Annotated in this window: 22 protein-coding genes; all 22 read left to right on the top strand. The window is 43.9% G+C overall.

Annotated elements, in window-relative coordinates; genetic code table 11:
• Positions 1 to 133: 133 nt before the first annotated feature.
• The 22 genes from ACFVSH_RS04295 (at position 134) to ACFVSH_RS04190 (ending at position 18,193) form a co-directional block, all read left to right on the top strand.
• Entirely contained in the window at positions 134 to 1,099 is a 966-nt protein-coding gene (locus ACFVSH_RS04295; RefSeq protein WP_483878299.1) for an ABC transporter substrate-binding protein, read from the top strand.
• Positions 1,062 to 2,117, top strand: a complete 1,056-nt coding sequence (locus ACFVSH_RS04290; RefSeq protein WP_076368413.1) for a FecCD family ABC transporter permease — start codon at positions 1,062 to 1,064, stop codon at positions 2,115 to 2,117. The genes ACFVSH_RS04295 and ACFVSH_RS04290 overlap by 38 nt, the downstream gene beginning before the upstream one ends.
• Before the next feature lie 6 nt (positions 2,118 to 2,123).
• Complete coding sequence (locus ACFVSH_RS04285) at positions 2,124 to 3,596, top strand: heme ABC transporter ATP-binding protein (RefSeq protein WP_387705031.1); 1,473 nt, start codon at positions 2,124 to 2,126, stop codon at positions 3,594 to 3,596.
• Positions 3,593 to 4,558: an adenosylcobinamide-phosphate synthase CbiB gene (cbiB, locus tag ACFVSH_RS04280; protein WP_387705029.1), complete on the top strand. Its 966-nt coding sequence runs from the start codon at positions 3,593 to 3,595 to the stop codon at positions 4,556 to 4,558. The genes ACFVSH_RS04285 and cbiB overlap by 4 nt, the downstream gene beginning before the upstream one ends.
• Positions 4,533 to 5,606, top strand: coding sequence for a threonine-phosphate decarboxylase CobD (gene cobD, locus ACFVSH_RS04275; RefSeq protein WP_387705027.1), 1,074 nt, complete (start codon positions 4,533 to 4,535; stop codon positions 5,604 to 5,606). The genes cbiB and cobD overlap by 26 nt, the downstream gene beginning before the upstream one ends.
• Positions 5,579 to 6,154, top strand: a complete 576-nt coding sequence (locus ACFVSH_RS04270; RefSeq protein ID WP_387705025.1) for a bifunctional adenosylcobinamide kinase/adenosylcobinamide-phosphate guanylyltransferase — start codon at positions 5,579 to 5,581, stop codon at positions 6,152 to 6,154. The genes cobD and ACFVSH_RS04270 overlap by 28 nt, the downstream gene beginning before the upstream one ends.
• Positions 6,151 to 6,942, top strand: coding sequence for an adenosylcobinamide-GDP ribazoletransferase (cobS, locus tag ACFVSH_RS04265; protein WP_387705023.1), 792 nt, complete (start codon positions 6,151 to 6,153; stop codon positions 6,940 to 6,942). Before ACFVSH_RS04270 ends, cobS begins: the two co-directional genes overlap by 4 nt.
• Positions 6,900 to 7,517, top strand: a complete 618-nt coding sequence (locus tag ACFVSH_RS04260; protein WP_387705021.1) for a histidine phosphatase family protein — start codon at positions 6,900 to 6,902, stop codon at positions 7,515 to 7,517. Before cobS ends, ACFVSH_RS04260 begins: the two co-directional genes overlap by 43 nt.
• 5 nt (positions 7,518 to 7,522) lie before the next feature.
• A complete protein-coding gene (locus ACFVSH_RS04255; RefSeq protein WP_387601484.1) occupies positions 7,523 to 7,897 on the top strand; it encodes a bifunctional adenosylcobinamide kinase/adenosylcobinamide-phosphate guanylyltransferase in 375 nt (124 codons plus the stop codon).
• 14 nt (positions 7,898 to 7,911) lie between these two features.
• Complete coding sequence (locus ACFVSH_RS04250) at positions 7,912 to 8,496, top strand: cob(I)yrinic acid a,c-diamide adenosyltransferase (RefSeq protein WP_063234218.1); 585 nt, start codon at positions 7,912 to 7,914, stop codon at positions 8,494 to 8,496.
• Between the two features lie 2 nt (positions 8,497 to 8,498).
• Positions 8,499 to 8,993 (top strand): ECF transporter S component, encoded by a 495-nt coding sequence (locus tag ACFVSH_RS04245; protein WP_387705019.1) that lies wholly within the window; start codon positions 8,499 to 8,501, stop codon positions 8,991 to 8,993.
• Positions 8,990 to 9,688 carry an ATP-binding protein gene (locus tag ACFVSH_RS04240; protein ID WP_387601478.1) on the top strand — a complete coding sequence of 233 codons (699 nt, stop codon included), beginning with the start codon at positions 8,990 to 8,992 and terminating at the stop codon, positions 9,686 to 9,688. Before ACFVSH_RS04245 ends, ACFVSH_RS04240 begins: the two co-directional genes overlap by 4 nt.
• 38 nt (positions 9,689 to 9,726) lie before the next feature.
• Complete coding sequence (locus ACFVSH_RS04235; protein ID WP_387705017.1) at positions 9,727 to 9,948, top strand: GntT/GntP/DsdX family permease; 222 nt, start codon at positions 9,727 to 9,729, stop codon at positions 9,946 to 9,948.
• Positions 9,949 to 10,018: 70 nt separating this feature from the next.
• Positions 10,019 to 10,303 carry a GntT/GntP/DsdX family permease gene (locus tag ACFVSH_RS04230; protein WP_387705015.1) on the top strand — a complete coding sequence of 95 codons (285 nt, stop codon included), beginning with the start codon at positions 10,019 to 10,021 and terminating at the stop codon, positions 10,301 to 10,303.
• 97 nt (positions 10,304 to 10,400) lie between these two features.
• On the top strand, positions 10,401 to 10,544 hold the full coding sequence (locus tag ACFVSH_RS04225; protein WP_387601590.1) for a GntT/GntP/DsdX family permease: 144 nt from the start codon (positions 10,401 to 10,403) through the stop codon (positions 10,542 to 10,544).
• A gap of 22 nt (positions 10,545 to 10,566) precedes the next feature.
• Positions 10,567 to 12,111, top strand: a complete 1,545-nt coding sequence (gene gntK / locus ACFVSH_RS04220) for a gluconokinase (RefSeq protein WP_387705013.1) — start codon at positions 10,567 to 10,569, stop codon at positions 12,109 to 12,111.
• A 97-nt stretch (positions 12,112 to 12,208) separates the two neighbouring features.
• Positions 12,209 to 12,685, top strand: coding sequence for a Cys-tRNA(Pro) deacylase (gene ybaK, locus ACFVSH_RS04215; protein WP_063234213.1), 477 nt, complete (start codon positions 12,209 to 12,211; stop codon positions 12,683 to 12,685).
• 88 nt (positions 12,686 to 12,773) lie between these two features.
• Positions 12,774 to 13,892 (top strand): PRK06851 family protein, encoded by a 1,119-nt coding sequence (locus ACFVSH_RS04210; protein ID WP_387601467.1) that lies wholly within the window; start codon positions 12,774 to 12,776, stop codon positions 13,890 to 13,892.
• Positions 13,893 to 14,058: 166 nt separating this feature from the next.
• The gene (locus ACFVSH_RS04205; protein ID WP_387705011.1) at positions 14,059 to 14,925 is read left to right on the top strand and encodes a Cof-type HAD-IIB family hydrolase; all 867 of its coding nucleotides are present in this window, start codon (positions 14,059 to 14,061) and stop codon (positions 14,923 to 14,925) included.
• 26 nt (positions 14,926 to 14,951) lie between these two features.
• Complete coding sequence (locus tag ACFVSH_RS04200) at positions 14,952 to 16,043, top strand: PQQ-dependent sugar dehydrogenase (RefSeq protein WP_387705009.1); 1,092 nt, start codon at positions 14,952 to 14,954, stop codon at positions 16,041 to 16,043.
• 506 nt (positions 16,044 to 16,549) lie between these two features.
• Positions 16,550 to 16,969, top strand: a complete 420-nt coding sequence (locus ACFVSH_RS04195) for a MarR family winged helix-turn-helix transcriptional regulator (RefSeq protein WP_228467576.1) — start codon at positions 16,550 to 16,552, stop codon at positions 16,967 to 16,969.
• Between the two features lie 18 nt (positions 16,970 to 16,987).
• Positions 16,988 to 18,193, top strand: coding sequence for an MFS transporter (locus tag ACFVSH_RS04190; protein ID WP_387705007.1), 1,206 nt, complete (start codon positions 16,988 to 16,990; stop codon positions 18,191 to 18,193).
• Positions 18,194 to 18,316 lie beyond the last annotated feature (123 nt).

Here is an 18,316-nt window from a genome sequence, read left to right as displayed (position 1 = left end):
TAATGATATTGTTGCCATGCAAGCACCTTCCGTTTAACGGGAGGTGCTTTTTGTTTTGGGGGCATCTTCCAACAATGCGTTTTCTTAATTACAGGTGGGAAGAAATTAAATGAAAAGATTGTGGGGAATGAAAATGAAGAAAATTTTTGGTCTGATACTGTTGATGTTGCTTACTGCAGGATTGATGGTTGGCTGCAGTGACGCTGCTGATGAAGGAAAAGAAAAGCAGCAAACGAATCATGCTCAACACGAAGCTTTTCCGATTACGATTAAAGATGCAACTGGGGAAAAAGTGACGATAGAACAAAAACCGAAGAAAATCGTTTCGTTGATACCAAGTAATACGGAAGTGGTCTTTGCACTTGGATTGGGAAAAAAGGTCGTTGGTGTTTCCGACAATGATAATTACCCGGAAGAAACGAAAGAAATTGAAAAAGTTGGCGGAATGGAAATGAACACGGAGCTGATTGTCTCCATGAAGCCTGATCTTGTTCTTGCGCATGCATCAAGTGCCCATAATTCGAATGAGGGTTTACAGCAGCTTAAGGATGCTGGTATAGATGTCCTCGTAGTCAATGATGCACAAAGCTTTGGCCAAGTCTATAAGTCTATTGAAATGATTGGACAGGCAACGGGGGAACAGGATAAGGCAAAAGAAATCGTTACGGATATGAAAACGAAGCTCAAGGATATCCAGGAAAAGGCCAAATCCGTAATGGAAGAGGATAGGAAGACCGTTTTAGTGGAAGTTTCGCCTTCACCGGAAATATACACACCTGGAAAAAATACTTTCATGAATGAGATGCTTAACATTATTTCAGCGGATAATGCTGCTGCAGAATTGGACGGATGGGCAAAAATTGATGAAGAGTCGATGATTGCTGCAAATCCGGATGTCATCATTACAACGTATGGTTATTATACGAAAGATCCAGTTAGTGAAGTGACGGGCCGAAAGGGATGGCAAGACGTAAATGCCGTTAAGAATGGCCAAGTCTTTGATGTCCATTCAGACTTGGTGACCCGTTCCGGTCCACGTTTAATAGAGGGAGTAGAGGAACTTGCCAAATCAGTCTATCCGAACCAATTTGACAACTAAATGGGCGTTTGCTTATTTGATTGCGTTGTTCATTTTGTTATTCGCGATGACGATAGGCATTTCCTTTGGTTCGGTGCCAGTACCGATTCCCGTACTTATACAAATAATCGGCAAGGAGATTTTCCATTTGCCGATTTCTGCTGATCCGGATGTGATGCTTACGAATATCGTGATGAACATCCGCCTGCCGCGTGTATTGCTTGCGGGTTTGGTCGGGGCATCACTTGCGATTGCGGGTGCGGCTTTTCAGGGACTGCTCCGGAACCCGCTCGCTGATCCTTACACATTGGGTATTTCATCAGGAGCATCGGTAGGCGCCGTATTGACAATATTCTTGAATATTTCACTGCCGTTCATCGGTTTATATACTCTTCCGGCATTGAGCATCTTATGCTCAGTGCTCACGATGCTTTGCGTACTGACTTTCGCAAAAAAAATGGATCGATCGATGAAAGTGGAAACGATCATTTTAACGGGAATCATTTTCAGCTCATTTTTAAGTGCCTTCATTTCATTGATGATTGCGCTGACGGGTGACGAATTAAGACAAATCATCGGCTGGCTGATGGGAAGCGTTTCAATGCGAGGTTGGAATTACATTGCAATCATTTTGCCGTTTTTTATCATTGGATCATTGATTTTGATCATGAATACAAGTGAATTGAATGCGATGACTTTCGGGGAAGACCGGGCAAAGCACTTAGGTGTGAATGTTAAGCGGCGGAAAATGTGGATCTTGATAGCCGGTTCGACATTGACAGGGGCAGCCGTTGCCGTTTCAGGGGCGATTGGCTTTGTAGGATTGGTCATTCCTCATTTTGTCCGAAAGATTTGGGGGCCTGACCATAAACATCTGCTTCCTTTGTCATTGTTGGTAGGAAGTGGATTCTTAATATTGGCGGATTTTGTGGCACGAACGATCATTGCCCCATCGGAACTGCCGATCGGGGTGATCACCTCACTTATCGGGGCGCCTGCATTTGCGCTGATTTTATTAAAGAGACGGAGAGAAGGGTAAAAACGGATGCTTGAAGTAAGAGGGTTAACAGGTGGATATCATAACAAAGCTGTTTTGGACTCTGTCTCTTTTGATGTACATAAAGGGGAATTATTCGGGATTCTTGGTCCAAATGGCAGCGGAAAAACGACGCTTTTAAGCATGCTTAGCGGGGTGCTCGATTATAAAGGCGGAAGCGTACGGATTAGAGGTAGGGGTTTGAAGGATTATTCGTCAAAACAACTTGCTCAGGTCATTGCTGTGCTCCCCCAACATTCCTCATTAGCTTTCTCCTATACAGTAAAAGAGACGGTCTCACTTGGGCGATATGCCCATCAATCAGGTTGGTTCCACAGTTGGTCCGCAGAAGATGAATCGATTGTCCAACGAGTTATGGAACAAACGGGAGTAGCTGATTTTCAGGATCTTCATTTTGAACGATTATCAGGAGGGGAGAGACAAAGGGTTTTGCTGGCACAGGCACTTGCCCAAGAGCCGGAAATCCTTTTTTTGGATGAACCTACGAACCACTTGGATCTTTCCTATCAAAAAGATCTTCTGGATCTAATGAGGAAAATGGCAAAAGAGCAGAACTTGACCGTTATTTCAATTTTTCATGATTTGAATTTGGCTGGATTGTATTGTGATCGGCTTATGTTGCTTGAGAAAGGGCAGATTCAGGTTGTTGATGTGCCGAACGAAGTGCTCCAACAGGAACGGATTCAGGATGTATATCATACGACGATCGAAAAACATCCACATCCCGCCCTTCCGAAACCGCAGATGTTCATCGTTCCGGAAAGGCATGGCCATGATACTATCCCATTGGAAATCGATGGTTCCTATTTGACAGTCGGTCCTGAGATGATTCAATTGGATTCACCGATTCCACTTAGGACGATGTCTTCTGGAGTGACTGGTTCAGGGACGGGCTGGCATAAATATTTTGTGAATAGGCACGTCCATCATGGCTATGATTGCGAGGATCATCATGTTGAAATGGCCGACTATTTAAAGACTCATGGTTTTGAACCTCAGGAAACGGTAGGGATGATGACCGCCGTCTTTCTCGACACGGTTGCTTTCAAGCTATTAAGAGCTGAAGATTTCTCGGTTTTCATTATCGTGACGGCTGGTGTAGGAAATGCTATCGACGCTTCTTTAGCAGACCGGCATTCCTGGAGTTCCGCTCCAGGAACGATAAATACTTGGATATTCGTAAATGGGCATTTGGCAGAAGAGGCTTTCATCCACAGCATAGTTACTGCGACCGAGGCAAAAGTAAAAGCGCTTCATGATTTGCATGTCATGGATAAGGTGACAAATACATGTGCAACAGGAACATCGACAGACAGCATTTTGATTGCGGCAACTCAAAGAGGGGCAAAGCTTCAATATGCGGGCACCATCACTCCGTTAGGGAAGCTGATCAGCCGCGGTGTTTATGATTGTACAGTGGAAGCATTAAAGAATACTCGGAAACGGATTGAGGATTTATGATTTATCATCATCTTTTTGCAGTTACGCTGGCATTTTTCCTTGATCTATTAATTGGTGATCCGCCAAATTGGCCGCATCCAGTCAAATGGATAGGAACGATGATTAGCAAGTTGGACCTGGCATTCAATAGAGGGGCATATAAGAAACGGAATGGATTCTTCATGTTGTTCATCGTCGTATCGGCGGTGATATTGATTACTGGTCTTACCGTCTATTTGGCTTATCGGATCCACCCGCTTGCAGGCATCCTTTGGGAAGCTGTTGTCATTTCCACTACTATAGCTCAGAAGGGCTTGAAGCAAGCTGGGATGGATGTTTGCAATCCGCTTAATGAACGGGATTTTCCTGAAGCAAGGCTAAAGCTTTCCTATATCGTTGGCCGTGATACTGCTGATCTTGATGAATCCGAAATAGTCAGGGGCACCGTGGAAACCGTAGCGGAAAATACCAGTGATGGGATTACGGCACCGATGTTCTGGGCAGCATTTGGCGGTGCGCCGCTCGCGATGATGTACAGGGCGATTAATACCTGCGATTCCATGGTAGGGTACAAAAATGATAAATATGGGCAATTCGGCTGGGCTTCAGCCAAGCTCGATGATATCGTCAACTGGATTCCCAGCCGCCTCACCGGATTCCTGATGTTGCTAAGCTCGAAATCTGGCCATCATGGATTCGGTGCCAGATGGAAGGTATTATTCAATGACGCAAAAAAACATCCTAGCCCGAATAGCGGGTGGTGTGAAGCAGGTGTTGCTGCCATTTTGGGAATACAGCTTGGAGGCCGGAATATGTACAAAGGAATTGTTTCCGACCGTGCGAGGATGGGAGTTCCGCTTGTTCGACTGGAAGCAAAACATATACCAAAAACGATTGCCATCATGCATCGGTCATCTTTTCTATTTCTGCTGATGCTATGGTTAGGGGGACTTATTCTTGACATTACCTTCTCATGGCTCTAATCCTCATTATCTTTACGAAGCGCTGGAAATCGAGATGCCTGAATCGATTATCGACTTCAGTGCTAATATCAATCCATTGGGTCCGCCTTTATGCATAAAGGAACAGTGGTCTGAGTTTTTTGAAGGAATCCTTCAATACCCAGATCCGCATGCCATTGAACTGACAAAAACAATGGCAAAAAAAGAAGAGCTTCCTGAGCAATCCGTTTTGATGGGGAACGGCGGTGCTGAAATCATCATGTTGGTAGCGAACGGATTAGCCAATAAAAGGGTGCTAATCATTCAGCCGGCATTTGCGGAATATGCTGAAGCTTGTTTGGCAGCAGGATGTAAGGTCGATTTTCACCAGTTGGATGCTCCTGAGTGGCAATTGGAATTGGATCGATTGATTCCCCGATTACCCGAATATGATGCAATTTTCTTATGTACGCCTAATAATCCGACGGGTGTTTCATTTGAGCGGGATGCAGTTAGGGAATTGATCATTGAATGCCAAAAAGCGGACTGCCTGGTAGTCCTGGATGAGGCTTTTTATGATTTTACTGAGGATGCCTTTAGTTATGCTTCTTTAATCAATATATTTCCACATTTACTCATTCTAAGATCAATGACTAAAATCTTTGCAATTCCGGGTCTAAGACTGGGCTATTTGCTTGCGGCACCTGACATCATAAAACGGGTAAGAAATTATAAACCGCATTGGAGCGTTAACCATGTGGCACTTGAAGTAGGGAAAATATGTCTTGCAGAAGAGGCTTATATGAGAAAGACAAGAGACTATATTGCATGGCAAAAGCAAAAACTATTCCGGTTTTATGAGGAGCAAGGGTTGAATGTCTCCGATAGCACAGTCAATTTTTATTTGGTGAAGGATGAATCCTTATCCCTTTTCCCCTTTTTGCTGAAAAAAGGAATCGTACCGCGTCATACCCATAATTTTCCCGGTTTGGATGGAAGGTGGCTTCGGTTTGCAGTGAAGAGTGAACATGATAACGAAGCATTGATGGAGGGGGTAAGACAGTGGAGAAAGCAAGGCTCTGTTTTATAACCGGGGGTGTCCGTTCCGGAAAAAGCAGCTTCGCAGAAAGAAAAGCACTGGAGTATGCACTCCAAACGGATGGGAACTTGCATTACCTGGCCTGTGGCCGTATCAGTGATGTGGAGATGGGTGAACGCATCCTTCGGCACCGGAAGGATAGAGAAAGCAGCCCGATTGCTTGGAAAACTTCCGAATACGCAACGGATATTACAAGGATAGGGGAGGACATTGATCAGGATTCCATCATTCTGCTCGATTGTCTGACAACCCTGCTTGATAACGAGCTATTTGGCCCTGGTATTCCGCTTGAAAAAGAATTTTTAGATAGCATTTTTTCAAAAATAATAACCGGAATCAATGAGATAAGAAAACAATCCAGCTGTTTAATAGTCGTTAGCAATGAATTGGTGCAGGAACCGATTTTCCAGGATGACTTCCTTCATATATACGGAAAAACACTGGGCCAGCTTCATCAAGCGATCGTCGGGCAGGCCGATGAAGCCTATCTTGTTGAAGCGGGAATTCCATTGCGGAAGAAAGGGTGCATGCAGGAATGAGCGGAGTGATCGGTTTTTTAATTAACCTGCAGTTCTTTACGGTTTTTCCAATAAAGAAGCAGCTTCCGATGGAGAAGAAATATATTCACCGTGCCATTCAAACCTTTCCATTGGTAGGTCTTTTGCTAGGCTTGATATTGGGCGGTGTTTTGTATGCGCTCGTGGAATGGACCCCATTGTCATCGCTTGCCATTGCCTTTTTCCTTTGGTTTTTGACGATGGCATTGACGGGAGGTTTGCATCTCGATGGCTGGATCGATGCAAGTGATGCTTTTTTTTCCTATCAGGATAAAGGGCGGCGATTGGAAATCATGAAGGATTCCAGGACAGGTGCATTCGGTGTCATCTCCGTCATAGTCCTATTGGCCGCCCGGTTTCTATTTATCTATGAAATTGTCGAAAGGGTTAATGAATGGACATACTTCTTGATCATTGCCCTTCCACTCCTAAGCAAATGCGTGATGGGTTATTTGCTCATCCGGATGCCGCTGGCTAAAAAAGAGGGGCTCGGTGCTTTTTTTCAAAGTGCAGTAAAGAAAAGCAGTTTGCCCATTTATTGGCTGTACCTCCTTGTAAGTCTGGCGGTTGCCTGGATCATCGATTTTAAGCTTGTCACCTTATTTTTCATCATGTGTCTGGCTGCAGTATTTTTCCTGGTTTATATAAAACGTAAAGTCGTCAGTTGGTTCGGTGGGATAACGGGGGATGTACTGGGGGCATCAGTGGAAGGGGTTGAGCTTTGGTTATGGCTGATATTGTGGCTATTACACTACTTCGCCATGGGCTGACGGAAGCAAATGAGCGAAAGGCCTACTTGGGCTGGACCGATTCCCCATTAAGCATCAAAGGAGAAAAGGAAATACTGGAATTAAGAGGCTCTTACCCAAAGTATGAAAAAATTCACAGCAGTGATTTGCCCCGCTGTGTGGAAACTGCACGACTGCTGTTTCCACATGCAGTTCCGGTCAAAGACCCTTTGTTCCGTGAAATGAACTTCGGCAGTTGGGAAGGTCGGACGTATCATGAGTTGAAGACAGATCGAGATTATCTTAATTGGCTGGAACGTCCCATGGAGGCCCTTGTGCCCGGGGGTGAAAGCTATCCGGCATTTTCCGAGCGTGTGAATAATGGCTGGAACCATTTGATTGCCTGTAAGGAGAACCGAATTGCCATAATGACACATGGAGGGGTAATTCGTGATTTACTGGTCCGCCATGCACCGAAGGAAAAGTCCTTTTTTGATTGGGGAATTTCCCATGGCAAGGGTTATGAGCTGATATGGGAAGACCGGGAAAGCTTAAGGAGGGGAGAACGCTGCACTTTGTTACAGGAGGCGCCTATAATGGGAAAACTAAATGGGTAAAGCAATTGTATGGTTTGGAAAATGATGTCCTTTGGCTGTCCGGTTATCGAAAAGAACCGCCTGAATTGATTGGTTTTCAAGGCAAGACTGTTGTATTGCAAGGGTTGGATGCATGGATTCAACAAGATGCAGAAAATATGGATTCAGATTCGATTCGAAAAAGATGGAAGGAAATCATGGCTGATTGGCGAATATGGGAGAAAGAAAAGGATGAACACAATTGCATTGTGATCGGTTCTGATATTTCCAAAGGCATTGTCCCGATCGAAGCAAAAGATCGCAGATGGCGCGATGCCTGCGGATGGGTCTTTCAAGATGTAGCATCCATATCCAGTCGCGTTGATATCATCTGGTATGGAATGAACCAGCAAATAAAGTAGAGGAGGCAATTGGGATGAAAATCTATACACGTACAGGGGATAAGGGACAAACAAGCGTAATCGGAGGTCGACTTGATAAGGATGACATCCGTGTTGAATCTTATGGAACGGTCGATGAAGTGAATAGCTATATCGGTCTTGCGGTGACAGAATTGGATTCAGCGATATTTACGGATGTACTGGCCGATCTAGAGAAAATCCAGCATGAGCTGTTTGACTGTGGCGGTGATTTGGCAACCGTTTCCGAGAAGGCCCCACAAAAGCTGACGGAGGAGGCCATTACCTATTTGGAAGAACGAATAGATGCCTTCATACTTGAAGCGCCAGAATTGGAAAAGTTCATCCTGCCTGGCGGCTCAAAAGCGGCTGCAACCATTCACATCGCCCGTACCGTTACAAGAAGGGCGGAACGATTGGTCGTTTCATTGATCAAGTCTGGTGCGGCCGTTTCACCATTATCACTTCAATATTTAAATCGTTTGTCGGATTATTTCTTTGCCGTTGCACGTGTGATCAACTTCCGTCTTGGTGTGAAAGATGTGGAATATATCCGCAGCGCAAATGTATTCCGTGGAGGGAAAAGAAAGGAAAAAGAGTAAACATGGATGTAAGAAAAATTAGTGCAATTGCTATATTCATTGCCTTATCGGCGGTAGGGGCAATGATTAAAATCCCTTCCCCGATCGGGAGTATCGCTTTGGATAGTTTTCCGGCCCTTTTGGCGGCTGTCATACTTGGCCCGGTATCGGGGGCTATTGTAGCTGGGCTTGGCCATATCATTTCAGCGTTATTCGGCGGAATGCCACTTGGGCCATTCCACTTTTTGATCATGGTCGAAATGGCGGTCCTGACATGGATGTTTAGCATTTTATATATAAACGGAAAAAAAATAGGCGCATTTTTCCTCTTCTTTATCGGTAATGCCTTCGTTTTAGCCCTGCCTTTCGCATTTCTGATCAGCCCTGGTTTTTACACGTTATTGGTTCCGGGATTGACGACAGCGACGGCGGTAAATGTAGCATTGGCTGGCCTTTTACTGCCACGCTTGGAGCCTGTCTTGAAAAAAATGATTTTTAAAGATGGACTCGCAGAATGAATGATTCATTGATTTTGCCATTTTCCGAATCAGATTCTTTGATTATTTCAAGTGATAATAGCGGCGGAATCGGCCTGAAAGAAAAAGATCTTGTCCATGTCCCTTATGAGGTCGTTGGATATTATTCCTTTCGGGTTGCCGTCATGGAATGTTTGGGCGTTGGCGGGAGTCCAGTATCAGTCGTTCTAAATAATTTTTGCGGCGATCAAGCCTGGGAGGACTTGACCAGGGGTGTCAGGAAGGGGCTGAATGAATTGGGAATGGAGGATCTCCCCATTACAGGCAGCACTGAAAGTAACATGCCGCTTCTTCAATCAGCACTTGGACTTATGGTGATCGGTAAACGAACGAATGAATCCGTTAAAAAGCAGCATCCTAAACGGAAAATAGCTCTGATCGGCAGGCCGCTCGTTGGAGAAGAAGTAATGGAACAGCAAGATTGGGTCGCGCCGTTATCTTTATATAAAAGCCTTTGTGAAATGGAAGGTGTTCAGGCACTTCCAATCGGTTCAAAAGGGATAGCATATGAATGGGGGCATCTGGATCAAAATGGTGAAGGTGTTTCCGTGCATATTAGTAATAAAGTCGATATTGCAAAATCATCAGGTCCATCCACATGCTTCCTCATTGCTTATCCTGAACAACTGGAGGAAGAAATCAAGCACCGATCCGGTCCTCTTTTTATTGGTGAATGATATTTCAAGACTGAATCAGGTATCGAGTTTAGTTCACAATGAACTGGTTCGATGCTTTTTTCTTTGAGAGCCATACCTTTATGCATTCCTTTCCTGATTTAAGTTGTTTAGTTTTCTTGATCATTACCATGGCCAAAGTAAAATGGCACCCATGTAGTGCGTTACTTCTCGCCTCCGTCGTTTTAGGGATTATCGCACGTATGGATATTCCGGATGTTGCAGATGCTGTTCAGACAGGGGCAGGTAATAATTTTGGTTAGATAGCACTCTTTGTCGGTTTAGGTGCCATGCATGGAAAGGCGATGGCCGAGTGTGTAAATAGGAATTCCCATGTTAACTGGACCTGTTTTTGGTTCCTGCATATCTAAAAGAATGGATGGACAAGCACGCGAGGGGTTAGCGGATCAATTCTCCAATATACATAACCGTGAGCACCCAGGTTTCGGCATTTCCTTGATCATGATTTTAATGCCGTTCTTACTAATGTTGATCGGAGCTTTCGGTGCTGTGTTTGGTGAAGATTCAATATTGGATGATGGGATTGCCTTCATTGGAAAACCGATCATCCCCTTATGTTTCTGTGGTTGTTTCATTCTTTACATTAGGTTGAGCTAAAGGTTTTAATAAAGAAGAACTAAGCCAATTCATGGCACCCTGCCTCGCCCCACTGGATCCATCATCTTGATTATTGGAGCCGGCGGTGCATTTAAAAATGCATGGGGGTGAAGCCGGATTTTGGATGATCAAAAAGCTTTTTTTAACAGGCACGCAAACGTTAAAGTCTTGGTCGGTTATGGAAACGATTATATCAGTCGTTTCACTTATCCTAATCTTACTATTGAATTCAATTGTTTAAGAGAAAGGAGCATGATGTAAATATGGGACATTCAGGTTATATGATGGGAATCGATATTGGTACGACGAGTACGAAGGTCGTTCTTTTTTCTAAAGGGGGGGAGGTTGTCCAATCTTGTTCGAGGGGATATCCTCTTCACAGTCCAACTCCTTCCGTTGCGGAACAAGATCCCGAGGAAATTTATAAAGCGGTCATCATTGCAATAGGCGAGGTTATGATTGCAAGCGGAATAGAAAAGCAAGAACTGGGCTTCATATCGTTCAGTTCGGCGATGCATAGCTTGATCGCAATTGGTAAAGACGGCAACCCGCTGACGAATAGCATTACATGGGCAGATAATCGAAGTGTTGCCTATGCGGGGAAATTGAAGGCTTCGGAACAGGGGATGCAATTGTATCACAGAACGGGAACACCCATTCATCCAATGTCGCCAATCACGAAAGTAATGTGGTTAAGAAATGAGCATCCCGGGATTTTTAACGAAACGGAAAAATTTATAGGAATAAAAGAATACATCATCTATAAATTTTTCAATGAGTATGTGATGGATTATTCGCTCGCTTCTGCAACGGGCATGTTCAACTTGAATGACCTGAAGTGGGATGAAAAGGCACTCACCATCGCTGGAATCGGGGCTGACAAGCTGCCGGCGCTTGTCCCTACGACCCATATCCTCTCAGGCTTAAGTGAGGAATTAGCTGCAAAAATGAACATTCATGCTAGTACCCCGTTTGTGATTGGCGCGAGTGATGGCGTGCTTGCCAACTTAGGGCAAAACGCAATCAAGCCAGGAGTTCTGGCAGTGACAATCGGAACGAGCGGTGCGGTAAGGACCGTCAGTGACCGGCCGCTTACCGATCCCAAAGGCAGGACATTCTGCTATTCCCTTACTGAGAATCATTGGGTAATCGGCGGACCGGTCAACAATGGGGGAATCACCTTCCGATGGGCTCGCGATCAATTGGGCCGTATGGAAATCGAAAAAGCGAAGGCTTCGGGACAGGACTCCTATGAGATTCTGACGGATATGGCTTCTAATATTGCACCTGGTTCAGATGGGTTGATATTCCACCCGTATATGGCAGGGGAACGGGCACCATTATGGAGTGCCGATGCAAGGGGCTCCTTCTTTGGGTTGGCGCTACATCACACTCGTGACCATATGGTCCGGGCAGTGCTGGAGGGTGTGATGTATAATTTGTACAGCGTCCTTATTGCTGTAAAGGAGCTGACTGGTGCTCCCGAGAAGATTCATGCAAGCGGCGGATTTGTCCGCTCGAAGCTCTGGCGCCAAATCATGGCTGACATATTCAATCAAAACGTGACAATTCCTGAAAGCTTTGAGAGTTCGAGCTTAGGTGCCGCCGTTATTGGATTATACGCTTTAGGCGAAATCGAAAGCCTTGATGAGGTTGAGGGTATGGTTGGTGAAACGAATGAACTTGTCCCAATCGAAGAGAACGTTAAAGTGTATGAAGAGTTAATGTCGATTTATTTATCCGTGAGCAGGCAATTGGAAGGCGACTACAAGAGGATCGCTGATTTCCAAAGACGCCACTTAGAATAAATTTTAGGGAAAGCACAGATGAATAAGCACTGTGCTTTTCTTTTTGCCCGGTCTTTAAAATGGTAAGATGGAAGAAAACGATAAGGGGAATTTTCTTATGGGAGCCAGTAAAACGAATGCAATGCGAATTCTTGATAACAAACGTATAGAGTATGGCATGATGAGTTATGATGCCCGCGATGGAAAAATCGACGGGATCACTGTTGCGGACAAGATTGGAAAAGCGCCGGAAACCGTTTTTAAAACGCTTGTTACCCATAACGGACCGCAGCAGCTATACGTATTTGTCATCCCTGTAGCAACCGAACTGGACTTGAAAAAGGCAGCGAAGGCCGCAGGTGCAAAAAAAATTGAAATGCTTGCGGTTAAAGATCTGCAAAAATACACAGGGTACATTCGGGGAGGCTGTTCCCCGATCGGAATGAAAAGGCAATACCCGACCTTTATCGATGAAAGTGCAACAAACCTGCCTGAAATCATCGTAAGTGGAGGGAAAATCGGTACACAGATCGTATTAAAACCGTCGGAATTCCTGGAAGTCACCCAAGCGGAATCTGTAGCCCTCATAAAATAAACTGTTTGCCTTTAGGTATTCACCTATTGGGTCTTTTCATCATACGCTGTCTTGAAGTCATATCTGTATTGTGAGGGAGAGTGTGATAGTGACAGGAAAAGTGATGAATTATTTTGCTGGGGGCAATACGGCTAAAGGTTTTTATAGTTTATATGATTCCAATTTAAAAGGTCTGGAAAGATTATTCATATTAAAAGGCGGACCTGGTTCCGGTAAATCGACCATTATGAAAAAAATCGGCCAAGAATGGCTGGATAAAGGCTTTGACATCGAGTATTTACATTGTTCATCCGATAATGATTCCATTGATGGAATCATCATACCGGCTTTGAAAATCGGGATCGTGGATGGGACCGCCCCGCATGTGATTGAACCGAAGGCACCAGGGGCCATTGAGGAATATGTCAATCTAGGAGCAGCCTGGGATTCCCAGCAGTTGGCTTCTGAAAGAGCGGCCATCATAAAGTTGACGAATGCGAGAAGCAAGAGTTTCGATAAGGCATATGCCTTGTTCGCTGAAGCATTGAAAATACATGATGAATGGGAAGACATTTATAAGGCAAATATTGATTTCGCAAAATTGAATGGGTTGACCAATAAATTGATAGAAAGCTTTTATAGAGATATCGTCCTTAATAAAAAGTCGGATGTTCGTCACCGATTCTTAGGTGCAGCTACACCAAAGGGTGCAGTTGATTTCATCCCCAATATTACTGAGGGAATACAAAAACGGTACTTTTTAAAGGGCCGTCCAGGTTCCGGTAAATCAACGATGCTGAAGAAGATAGCAAAAGCTGCGGAGCAAAGAGGCTTTGATGTGGAAATATATCATTGTGGTTTCGATCCGCATAGCTTGGACATGGTAATCGTCCGGGAGGTTGGAATCGCCATATTTGACAGCACATCGCCGCATGAATATTTCCCGAGTTGTGGAGGGGATGAAATCATTGATATATATAAGACGGCCATCCTGCCGGGAACAGATGAAATATATGCCGAACAGTTAAAGGATGTTTCCACTAGGTACCGGACGAAAATGAATGAAGCGACAGCAAATCTGGCTAAGGCAAAAGAGCTGCATGACGAACTCGAAAGGATTTATGTAAAAGCAATGGATTTTACAGCAATCGATGACATTCAAAAAGACATCCACGAACAGATTATTGAACGTGCCCAAGATGTGGATAGAAAAACGATTCTACATTAAGAAAACAAACTGCACCTATCTTAGTTAGGTGCAGTTTATTTATTTACATAATCGAATTTTCTAATGACTGAAGTCACACCAAGAATATATACGGGTTTGTTAAACGTGTTTATCCACGATCTTTCGGTTAAAATAGGGATTATATTGAAAAAAGGGGCCGATTGAATTGATTAAGACGATTGCGATTGATATGGACGGAACATTGCTAAACAAAATGCAAAAAGTCAGTGAGGAAAATAAACATGCCATCCAGAAGGCGCAAAGCGAGGGTGTGGAAGTGATCATTGCTACTGGAAGATCTTATGTGGAAGCTAGGTTCGCCTTGGATGAAGCTGGCATCGTTTGCCCTGTCATCTGTGTAAATGGTGCGGCCATCTTCACGGAGGACGGAAAAATTGCCGCTTCCAATCCAATGTCAGCTGCCACTGCCAAAATGGTCGCTGAATTCCTCGAAGAACAAGGGATTTATTTCGAAATATATACGAGCCAAGGGATTTATTCTAAAGACTATGAAAATGCAATATCTGTTTTGGTTGATGTATTCGTTACAGCGAACCCTGACATTGACCCTGAGAACATGCGGAAATATGCGGAGCAGCGTTTACAGCTTGGACAGGTAACTTCCATTTCCGATTATTCCGAGTTATTCAGCCGTTCGAATGAGGAATATTATAAAATTCTTAGCTTCTCAAAGGATTTAACTTTATTAAATCAAATTGCTTCGAAATTGAAAGGACAGGGAGTTACAGTCACTTCATCGGGACGCGAAAATGTGGAAATCATGAGTGAAACAGCTCAAAAAGGTACGGCACTTGAAACATACGTGAATGGAAAATCCGGCTCAATGCAGGAAACGATGGCTATCGGGGATAATTATAATGATATATCCATGTTTGAACGGGCAGGTTTGTCTGTCGCAATGGGAAATGCCCCGCTCGAAATTAAAAAACTGTGTGATGAAATAACAGGAAGGAATGATGAAGCCGGTGTCGCGGAGGCCATTTTAAAGGTGCTTAAACAGTCAGCCTATTAAACTCATGAATCGAAGGAGGAAAGATTTTGAAAAAATCGCTCTTTTTTTTCCTTATGGCTTTGATTTTAACTGGTTGTAACATGAAAGATGGCGACAGCAAACCTCAGCCGAATCCTGTCAAAGAAGAGACGGGCACTATAGGGGGAGACCCGGATGTGCTTGTAACGAACCTGCAGGCCTCATGGTCGATCCAGAAGAATGGCGACACAATGTATGTGTCAGAGCGGGCAGGAACAATCGTTGAATTGGACAAGGATAAGATGACACGGCAAAAGGTCAACCTTAAAAGGACATTGTCAGCTAAAGCGGAAGCCGGGTTGCTTGGGTTTTTGCTAGCTCCCGATTTCTCTAAGAGCGGGCAAGCTTTCGCCTATTATACCTATGAAGAAGGCGGGGATTCCATCAATCGAATCGTCGTTTTAGAAAAAAATGATGATAAATGGCAGGAGATGGAGACCTTAATCGACGGAATACCAAGCGGGGACTACCACCATGGCGGCAGGATCAAGATTGGATCGGATGATAAGCTATACGCAACAACAGGCGATGCAAGAAAGGCTGAAATCGCACAGGACCTGGATTCTTTAGGCGGGAAAATTCTGCGCATGAACCTGGATGGCACCATTCCGAAAGATAATCCTTTCGGGAATTCATACGTCTATTCATACGGTCACCGCAATCCACAAGGTCTGGCCTGGGATGGAGCAGGACAGTTATATGAAAGTGAACACGGAGATTTTGCACACGATGAATTAAATAAAATTGATCCAGGTAAGAACTATGGCTGGCCAGATATAGAGGGCGATGAGCAAAAACCTGATATGGTAACACCATTGATTCATTCCGGTGAGAATACGTGGGCTCCATCTGGCATGGCCTATTTTGACGGAAAGCTCTATTTTGCAGCCTTAAGGGGCGAAGCGCTTAAGAGTTATGATGTAAAAAGCGGAAAACTGACTAATATCATTACAGGCTCAGGAAGGATACGTGATGTATTCGTTGATGAAGAATTCCTTTATTTCATAAGCAATAATACGGACGGCCGAGGAAATCCTGATGAAAAGGATGATAAACTTTTTCGTTTGCCACTATCTAGCTTAAAAGGAAATATGCCCTGAAGTTATCATGAGAAGCTCGGAGATGTGGATTTGTTCGAATGAAATCCTTCTGCATCGCAAGGATCGAATATCGGACGCCCCGCTTTTTAATAGCGGGGTTTCCTTTTTGTTTATGGCCTCGAAGCATCGACCACGAAGAGCATGACATGGCCCCGATTTGCCCCATACGATTTCGCCAAATTCACGAGTATTTGCTCCAAACTAACGAGTAAAAGCGTGAAACTCACGAGTATTTGCTCCAAACTCACGAGTAAAAGCGCGAAACTTACGAGTATTCGCTCCAAATTCACGAGTAACGTCCAAACCCACGGGTATTTACTCCAAATACACAGTGTTTCTCACCAAACTTCCAATTAAAAGCATGAACCTCCTGAATTTTGTCCTGAAGCAATGGAGAAGCTGAGGAAACAGTGTTCATACGATTATTTTCGTTCAGCTGAAAGCTAGACATTTCTAATGAATGGGTGTATAGTTACCTAGGTAACTAATTTACAGGAGGAATACCTTTGTCCTTTAATAATGGTTTTTTTCATCATAACTTACAATTTTCGAGGTCATTTACCAAAAAGTTAAATGAACAATTGGCCAAGGTTGATCTTTTTCATTCCCAATGGTCGATTGTATATTATCTGAGTCAGTTTGGCTGTTCTACACTTGTTGAAATAAGCACATATCTAGATGTGGAGAAACCGACGGTAACCAGGACGGTAAACCGGTTGGAAGAACTTGATTTGATTGAACAAGTCCCAGGGAAAGATAAGCGGGAACGGAGAATACAGTTAACGGAGTCGGGTTTAAGGACTTATCACGAGGCCAAAAAGGTAGTTGAAGAATTTGAACTTCAATTAATGAGCGGTTTGGCTGAAGAGGATCGAGAGGCAACGTTACGAACGCTGATTTTCCTGAAGGAAAAATTAAAACAATAGTAAGGAAGAAGGATTGAAATGAATCACAAACCGAAACTGTGGACGAAAGACTTCCTGATTGTCTCGTCTGCGAACTTTTTTTTATTTTTAACTTTTTATGTCTTGATGGTGACATTGACCATTTACACGATGGATAACTTTCATGCGTCGCAAGCACAAGCAGGACTTGCTTCAAGTATTTTTGTTCTCGGGGCTGTGCTTGTCAGACCGATTGCAGGGAAAAAAATTGACAAGATTGGCCGCAGAAAGATGTTGCTTGGATCATTGGTTCTATTCCTGATCGCATCCATTGGCTATTTCCTGGTGAATGGTTTATCCCTCTTATTGATTGACCGGCTTATTCACGGTTTTGCTTTTGGCCTGGCCACAACGGCGACTGGAACGATTGCTGCAGATATCATTCCGAATGAAAGACGCGGGGAAGGTACAGGTTACTTTGCCATGAGTACAAACTTGGCAATGGCATTCGGTCCGTTTATTGGATTGCTGATAACACAGCATTTCAGTTATTCCATCATTTTCTATGCAGCCTCCTTATTTGCCGCATTTTCTTTAGTTGCATCATTATTCATGAATGTGCCTGAAGGGGAAAAGGGTGGAGCTTCAACACAAAAAGGATTTAAAATCAGTGATTACTTTGAGAAAAGGGCACTGCCCATTTCCATTTTTATCGGATTTGCCGGATTTACCTATTCGAGCATTTTGTCCTATTTAACGTCTTTTGCAAAGGAAATGGATTTAATGGATGCGGCAAGCTTTTTCTTCGTCGTATTTGCTGTATTCCTTTTGGCGTCCCGTCCGTTTACAGGACGTATGTTTGATGTGAAGGGGGAAAATGCAGTCATTTACCCATCGCTACTACTATTTGCCGTCGGTATGGTCATCCTCAGCCAATCCCATCACGGTATCACGCTTCTGATTGCCGGCGCCTTTATCGGAGTCGGGTATGGTACGTTCCAATCAAGCTGTCAAGCGATTTCGATTAAGGAAGCTCCATCAAATCGGATGGGATTAGCCACATCCACGTTTTTTACAATGTATGACTTCGGTATTGGTGTCGGCCCGTTCCTATTGGGATTCCTTATTCCATTTACAGGGTTCAAAGGGTTATTCATGGGAATGTCGATCTTTGCATTCATACTTATTGGCATTTATTTCTTGGCGCATGGAAAAAAAGCCTCGGCAAGAACGAAAATGCAGCATGAAAAACGCTTGTCCGCCTAATTTTTTTGATTAGGTTTGTATAAAACGAAGAATTTTGGGGATGCTTATATTATGATTGATTTTCCAAAGTATCCCCCTTTTCTCCGCCTGTAATCGACAGGCGTTTTTTTTATGCCATAAACA

Source organism: Peribacillus sp. NPDC058002 (assembly GCF_042886655.1).
Taxonomy (GTDB): domain Bacteria; phylum Bacillota; class Bacilli; order Bacillales; family DSM-1321; genus Peribacillus; species Peribacillus aracenensis.
This window is presented reverse-complemented; position numbering and strand designations above follow the sequence as displayed.

Coding starts and splice junctions, on each gene's coding strand:
- ACFVSH_RS04225 (WP_387601590.1), top strand. CDS start 10,401: ATGCATGGGGGTGAAGCCGGATTTTGGATGATCAAAAAGCTTTTTTTA.
- ACFVSH_RS04240 (WP_387601478.1), top strand. CDS start 8,990: ATGAATGATTCATTGATTTTGCCATTTTCCGAATCAGATTCTTTGATT.
- cobS (WP_387705023.1), top strand. CDS start 6,151: ATGAGCGGAGTGATCGGTTTTTTAATTAACCTGCAGTTCTTTACGGTT.
- ybaK (WP_063234213.1), top strand. CDS start 12,209: ATGGGAGCCAGTAAAACGAATGCAATGCGAATTCTTGATAACAAACGT.
- ACFVSH_RS04295 (WP_483878299.1), top strand. CDS start 134: ATGAAGAAAATTTTTGGTCTGATACTGTTGATGTTGCTTACTGCAGGA.
- ACFVSH_RS04285 (WP_387705031.1), top strand. CDS start 2,124: ATGCTTGAAGTAAGAGGGTTAACAGGTGGATATCATAACAAAGCTGTT.
- ACFVSH_RS04190 (WP_387705007.1), top strand. CDS start 16,988: ATGAATCACAAACCGAAACTGTGGACGAAAGACTTCCTGATTGTCTCG.
- ACFVSH_RS04260 (WP_387705021.1), top strand. CDS start 6,900: ATGGCTGATATTGTGGCTATTACACTACTTCGCCATGGGCTGACGGAA.
- gntK (WP_387705013.1), top strand. CDS start 10,567: ATGGGACATTCAGGTTATATGATGGGAATCGATATTGGTACGACGAGT.
- ACFVSH_RS04245 (WP_387705019.1), top strand. CDS start 8,499: ATGGATGTAAGAAAAATTAGTGCAATTGCTATATTCATTGCCTTATCG.
- cbiB (WP_387705029.1), top strand. CDS start 3,593: ATGATTTATCATCATCTTTTTGCAGTTACGCTGGCATTTTTCCTTGAT.
- ACFVSH_RS04235 (WP_387705017.1), top strand. CDS start 9,727: ATGAACTGGTTCGATGCTTTTTTCTTTGAGAGCCATACCTTTATGCAT.
- ACFVSH_RS04230 (WP_387705015.1), top strand. CDS start 10,019: ATGTTAACTGGACCTGTTTTTGGTTCCTGCATATCTAAAAGAATGGAT.
- ACFVSH_RS04250 (WP_063234218.1), top strand. CDS start 7,912: ATGAAAATCTATACACGTACAGGGGATAAGGGACAAACAAGCGTAATC.